The organism is Gilliamella sp. A7, assembly GCF_002142015.1.
Taxonomy (GTDB): domain Bacteria; phylum Pseudomonadota; class Gammaproteobacteria; order Enterobacterales; family Orbaceae; genus Gilliamella; species Gilliamella apis_A.
On the sequence record NZ_NASN01000099.1, the window covers coordinates 1 to 1,739 of the forward strand.

General features: G+C 25.2%; 2 protein-coding genes. Both read left to right on the forward strand.

The genetic code is table 11. The features are described from left to right. The first annotated feature begins 87 nt into the window (after positions 1-87). Positions 88-1,005, forward strand: coding sequence for a hypothetical protein (locus tag B6D18_RS12280; protein WP_086364699.1), 918 nt, complete (start codon positions 88-90; stop codon positions 1,003-1,005). Continuing rightward, the coding region (locus tag B6D18_RS12285) for a glycosyltransferase (RefSeq protein ID WP_144064003.1) at positions 1,006-1,739 on the forward strand (734 nt) is incomplete at its 3' end.

Below are 1,739 nucleotides of genomic sequence, written 5' to 3' on the forward strand. Positions count from 1 at the left end.
TCATCAAACGTTCTACAAGATTTGTATTGGTAATTCTTTATATGTTATATTAATTGCAAACCTAACTATGAATTTGTTCATATAAAAATGATAATAAATATTTTAACGATTTTATATAACAACACTTTGTCTGAATCTAAAACCTTACAATCTATTTTGAATACCAAATTAGATTCCATCAAATTGAATATTATTATTTGGAATAATGGACCTACTTTACTTCAACAAGATGATATTGATAATTATTTACAAATTTGTCAAAATAAAAAGGTAAACTCATATATCTATCAAGATATTAGAAATGCGTCATTAAGCAAAATTTATAATCATTTTATTAAAAGATTAAATTATGATTTTTTTGTTATATTTGATCAGGATTCTAATGTAGAATCTACTTTTTTTCAAAACATATATAATAATAAAGATTATGCTATTATATGCCCAGCAATTTTTCCTAAGCAAAAAATAGATAAACAGTGTTTTCCATCTGATATTGATGAAAGAGAGAAAGTAATACCCATTGGTGAATTCATATTAGGAAATACAAGAACAATTAATTCAGGTACTGCATTATCAAGAAATCTGATTAACCAACTTCAAAAAATTAACAATTACGTATTTGATGAAAAATTTGCTTTCTACCATACTGATCATCGTTTGTTTGATTTAATTAATGCTACAGCAGAAACTACTAATTTAAAAGGTTTATGTATAGGAAAAATGTTTCATGATATGACCTGTGAACTTTCCTTAGAAGAACTCAGTGAACGAGCTAGACTTGAAATAGCCTATGCAAAAATGTTATTGCGAATATACCGAGCTAAAAATCCAAAACATCAAACTAGACGGAATCTATTTTACGCATATAAAATGAAGAAAAAAGATCATTTAAATTTCAGTAGTTTTACAAAGTTATTAAAGTGTGTTGTAACCAAGGAACATCCTCGCTCATCGGTTTGTATTGATGAAAATATTCAACCAACTGACAGTTACATTTTATCTTAATTGAAAAATTGTGATAATTTAAGATATTCTATAGAACTTTCTATTATTATACCTTGTTATAATGTTGAAGGTTATATTGAACAATGCTTAAATTCTATTTTACAACAAAAAATATTACCTCGAGAAATTTTGTGCATTGATGATGGTTCTACTGATAATACAGCTAATATAATTAAAAGGTATTGTGAAACACATACACAGATAAAGTACATATATCAGAAAAATCAAGGGGTTAGTCAAGCAAGAAATATAGGTCTTAAGCATGCAATTAGTCAATATATACAATTTGTAGATCCTGATGATGTTTTACATTTCAAATTATTGGATTGTTTTTTTCAAATTTATAAATTAAACAAAAATATTGAATTATTTTATTTTGAAAATGAAAATTTCCACGATTTTCAGATGATAAAACTAAAATCTAAAACCCAAATAAACTATCAAGCAAGAAAGTTTGTAACGGGTAATGATTTATTTAGACACTTGATAAATATCAAAAAATATCCTGGAGCATGTTGGAAATATATTTTTCTAAAGGATAGATTAACCATCAAATTTGAAGGTAGAAACCATGAAGATCACTTAATAACGTTACATATTCTGCTTTCAAGCAAACTATGCTATTATTTTAAATCTCCTCTCTACTTTTATAGACAAAGAAGTAATTCTTTGACTAATAAAAAAGAGATATGCAAAGAATATATTAACTTATTAAGCAATGTAATTATTAAAAA

Excerpts from the sequence above, each read along its gene's own strand:
- B6D18_RS12280 (WP_086364699.1), top strand. The coding sequence starts at position 88 with ATGATAATAAATATTTTAACGATTTTATATAACAACACTTTGTCTGAA.